Origin of the sequence: Roseofilum sp. Guam, from assembly GCF_017746735.1 — a bacterium.
Classification (GTDB): domain Bacteria; phylum Cyanobacteriota; class Cyanobacteriia; order Cyanobacteriales; family Desertifilaceae; genus Roseofilum; species Roseofilum reptotaenium.
In genome coordinates this window covers 1-5,010 of record NZ_JAGHZN010000110.1, presented here as the reverse complement: position 1 = coordinate 5,010, position 5,010 = coordinate 1, and the positions used below count along the sequence as shown (strand labels likewise).

The window sequence follows — 5,010 nt, the reverse complement described above, 5'->3', positions numbered from 1 at the left end:
CAATTCCGGGCAAGTCGAGATTTTTGGCAATGGTGTATTGATTGCGAAAATTGACCAATTCGCTGAAGGTCGGATACTCGCCGTTGAGCAATTTAATAATCACCGCAGTCCGATCAGCCAAGCGTAGTCCTCGATAAACTAGCGTTCTGGAACTAGAGTGCAGTAGTTCAATGACTTCGTAGCCCTGGAGGGGAGTTCTGAGACTAGCCATGGCAGTTTTTTAGAACGACTTGATTGGGGAGATTTTCCTTTAGCTTATTATAGCAATATTAAGAAGTTGTGAACGAGACCACTCTAGCTATATCTTTGGGGTTAAACCTTATCCATAGTTCTTCACATTAGGATTGCCTAAAGGAAGAGAAATCATAAATTCCGTACCTTTACTGATTTCGGAATAACAATCGATTGTACCCCCGTGTTTTTCCTCAATAATTTGATGAGCGATTGCCATTCCTAACCCCGTACCTTTACCCACTGCTTTAGTGGTAAATCCTTGCTCGAAGATACGTTCTCTAACTTCTTCTGGCATCCCCGTGCCATTATCAACAATGTTGATAGTCACCTCCTGGGGTGTTGCTGAGGTAATAATTTTAATCTGATTGGCAATCTCGTCAAAACTGCGTCCTTCATTTGCTGATTCTAACGCATCAATAGCATTGGCAATCAGATTCATAAATACTTGGTTGAGTTGTCCCGGGAAACAGTGGACTTCGGGTAAATCCCCATACTCTTTTGAAATTGAAATCGCTGGACGCTTCTCGTTAGCTTTCAGGCGATGTTTGAGAATCAGCAATGTGCTGTCAATGCCTTCATGCAAGTTAAAGGGAACTTTATACTCCTTATCTGTGCGGGAAAATGTCCGTAAAGAATTACTGATGTGACGGATTCGATCTGTTCCTGAGCGCATGGAAGAAATCAGTTGCAGTAAATCCGAGCGCAAAAACTCTAAGTCTATTGCTTCTATTTCTTCTTCAATGGATTCATTTAGCTCGGGATATTCTTGCTGATAAAGGTCTATTAATCCCAACAAGTCTTGCACATAATCTTGTGCTGGGTTTATATTTCCAGCAATGAATCCTACGGGATTATTAATTTCATGGGCCACTCCTGCCACTAAGTTACCCAAAGCTGACATCTTCTCACTTTGCACCAATTGCAGTTGGGCTTCTTGTAAGTCTTTGATGGCCTGTTGTGCTTGTTCGTAGAGACGGGCATTTTCTAGAGATATAGCGGCTTGGGAACAGAGCATAGAGAGCAGTTCCACGCGATCACTAGTAAATGCTTCGGTTGCCAGATGGTTTTCTAGATAGAGAATACCGATCAGCTTGCCTTGATTGAGGATAGGCGCGCACAGGAAGCTTTTGGGTTGTTCTTGCAGTAGATAGGGGTCACCGGCAAACTGGATATCGCCAGAGAAATCGTTAACAATAATCGCTTCTTGGCTACGTTTGACTGTATTAATCACACTGGTAGGAATAGAGCGTTCAGTCAAGACCTCGCTTGAGGATAAATCGCCACTTTCTTGGGAGTATAGAGCGACAACCTGCCAACCTTCTAGTTGCTGTAGTAGCAGAATACCGCTATCAGCTCCAGCATTTTCCATCGCTGCTTTCATTAAGGTTAAGACCAGTTTATCTAAGTGCATTTCACTCGATAGAGACTGAGCCGCTTTCATCGCCGTTGCCCAATCGAGCATCAAGCCGGTTGTGCTGCTACTCGAACGGGCCGTTTGCATTAAAGTGCTTAAAGTGCTAGTCGTGGTTAGACTGCTCTCTAACGGCAAAAGGGGCTGTTGCAGAATCGAGGAAAGCAGTTGGGGATATGTTTCTTCGAGTTGGTCGGTTTTGGCTTTAGCTCCCCAGTGGGCGTAGCAATAGTAAGCATCGGTCATATAGCCTGTGGCTACCTTTTCTTTCCCCCAATCTAAATAGAATTTGGCAGCTAGTTCGTTGGCGAGGGCTTCTTCTTGTAGGTACTGGTTGTCTTTTGCTCCGGCTATGGCGCGATCGTATAATTCAATGGCCTCTGTTCGTTTTCTTCTAATCCGCGATCGCTCTGCTTCAACTAAATCATATTTGTGCTGGTAATTCATGGCAGCACTCTGCGCCCAAAGGAACATTTGTTTTTGATTAGTGGCAATTTGTGCTAAATATTGCTGTTGACACTCAGGGTCGGCATCGGCATATAACGCCAGCAACGATAGAGAAAAATAGAAATTATGAACCCCAATTGGCGGCCACCCTCCGACCGCAGAAATATATTCTTTTGCTTGAATGGCACATTGAACAGATTGCTCGTAATCCCCTAAGAAATAGAGTAAAATTTCTTTGGCAACTAACAACGAAAACAATCCCCAAGTATCTCCACAGTCTAGCATTTTAGGCACTAAACTATCCTCATTGATGGATTCTCCCGTCAGTTGAAAACGGTCTTGAACCAATCCTTGTAAATTCAGGTTAAGCTGCCGCCAAATATCCGTGACTACTAGAGTGCTTTTGACTTGTTTGCGAAAGCGATTGATATAGATGTAATTTTCTAACATCACTTGTAAATTCTCGCCGATCAAAAACATGTTCACAAAGTAATTTCCGGCACTATAACTTGCATGAATTAAACTACCATTCTCGATACCAATCTTAAATGTATCTAAGCAGAGAGGAGTAATGGTTCTGAGATGCTCTTTCCAAGAATGATTCATCTGATAAACCAGATTCCTCACTTCACATTTAAGAAATGTTGCTTCAAATCGGTTTAACACATCTATGGCTAATTGTCCCGCATGATACCCTTTCTCCATATCTCCCAGATATCCACACAGAAGAAAGCCATACCAACCATAGGCAGAAGCGGTTAAACTGGAATGGCCTTCGTCCAAAGATAGATGGATCTGGGTGGCAACCAGAGAAGAAAAAAGATCGGTTTTAGCCATAGCCGCTGCTGAAGTAATCGAAACGAGAATTCTCATTGCGGCCAGCTTATAGGGATCGGTCATGGAGGAGCTATTAGCTAAATCGTCGCGATCGCATAACACAATTTCTCGCTGTCCGTAAGCACGAATATCCTCCTGAGATATCCCTAATCTGCTGAGGTTTTTTAATCCTATCTCTAATGCTGCTTTAGCTTTATTTTCTGCGAAAGTTTGACCGATCTTTAATTCGTATATTTTAACAACATCCAAGACATTGCTCGTATTTTGCAGAACATATTCACTATAGTTCTGTGCGTCCTCAAACTCACCATTAAGGTAAGACGCTTCGACAACCTCAGTATAGAGATCTAAAGTCAGTTGGTATTGGGCATTCCAGGGGTCTGAGTCGAGCAATTCAAGTCCGATTTTTAAATATCTCAGCGCTCCACTGTAGGCGGTTGAAGTCTTTGCTTTCTGTCCGGCTTGTAAATTTAATTGGGCTAATTCATGGCGTTCTTCCGGGCAAGAAATCAACTGCCTCCCCATATTGAGTTGATTGACAATGTCAAAAACTTTATCTTCAGGTTTTGCCGTTCGAGAGTTGCCGAGTAACAGTTGGCCGATGGTGAGATGAGTGACTTTTTTCTGCGTTTCTGGAATGAGCGAATAAGCCGCTTGCTGGACGCGATCGTGTAGAAATTTGTAGCTAACCGATATTTCTTCTGCCCGTCCCTTTTCCTCTGTTTCACTCTCTTGGAAAAACTTATAGGTCTCGCCCAGGGGCAACACCAATCCTTCTTGCAGCCCTCTCCACAAGGAAGCTGCCACTTCCATTCGAGACTGTTCGCTGACAATTGCCAAAGTCTCCAAGTCAAAGCGATCGCCGATACAAGCGGCTAACTTCAACATCTCCTGGGTGGCGGATGGTAGCTTGTGCAGCCGAGAAGCCACAAACTCGACGACATCATCGGTCAGGGCCAACTGCCGCACCTGCGTTATGTCACAGAACCAATAGCCTTTATCACGATCGAAGACAATAAATTCATCTTCGTGCAACCCTTTGAGAAATTGGGTGGCAAAAAAGGGATTCCCTTTAGTTTTTTGATCAATTAATTCTGTTAAAGGTTGGGCTACTTCCCGGCTACAACTTAGAGTATCTGCGACCAAGCACTTAAGGTTTTTTGGGCTTAAAGGTGCGAGAGTTATCGTATCAATCGTCGCTCCGGCATTAGCAATTTTATCTAAAGTCAGCATTAACGAGTGAACGGGAGATACCTCATTGTCCCGATAAGCTCCTAGAAGCAGCAGATAACCGGTTCCCGAATCCTCCATTAGCAATTCCATCAACTTCAGCGATGCCAAATCTGCCCACTGGAGGTCGTCAACAAAAATAACTAAGGGATGCTCTTGGGTTGTAAAAACTTGAATGAATTTCTGAAACAATACATTGAAGCGATTTTGCGCCGCAGTGCCCGAAAGTTCGGCAACTTTTGGCTGTTTGCCAATGATTCGCTCTAATTCGGGAATTACGTCAATAATCACTTGCCCATTTTCTCCCAAAGCCGCGAGAGTCTTCTCTTTCCACTGGGCAAGCTGGGCATCCGATTCTGCTAATAACTGTCCCATTAAATCCCGGAAGGCGATGACAAAAGCTGAGAAGGGAATATTGCGATTGAACTGGTCAAATTTCCCTTTGATAAAGTAGCCTCGCTGTTTGACAATCGGCTTGTGAACCTCATTAACCACCGCTGTTTTCCCAATGCCGGAAAACCCAGCCACCAGCATCATTTCTGTTGTTCCTAGGGCGATGCGATCGAAAGCCTCCAGTAATCGTTGTACGCTGGTTTCCCGTCCGTAGAGTTTTTCGGGAATCAGAAAGCGATCGCTTCTATCTGTGCATGCCAACTCAAAAGGCTCGATTTTCCCCCTCTGTTGCCATTGGTTTTGACACTTTTCCAGGTCAAATTTCAATCCCAAAATACTCTGATAACGGTTTTCGGCATTCTTCGCCATCAGTTTCATAACGATCTGGGAGATTGGACACTCCGGTTTGACCCGTGTTTTCCCCTGGCTGCCGAGGGGGGGAGGAGATTGGGCAATAT

General features: G+C 44.1%; 1 protein-coding gene and 1 pseudogene. Both read right to left on the bottom strand.

Going from position 1 to position 5,010, the window contains the following annotated elements; genetic code table 11:
• Positions 1-211: pseudogene (locus J7529_RS24305) on the bottom strand (protein kinase); the annotation flags it as partial.
• Positions 212-319: 108 nt separating this feature from the next.
• Positions 320-4,930 carry an AAA family ATPase gene (locus tag J7529_RS24300; protein WP_318731123.1) on the bottom strand — a complete coding sequence of 1,537 codons (4,611 nt, stop codon included), beginning with the start codon at positions 4,928-4,930 and terminating at the stop codon, positions 320-322.
• Positions 4,931-5,010: the final 80 nt, after the last annotated feature.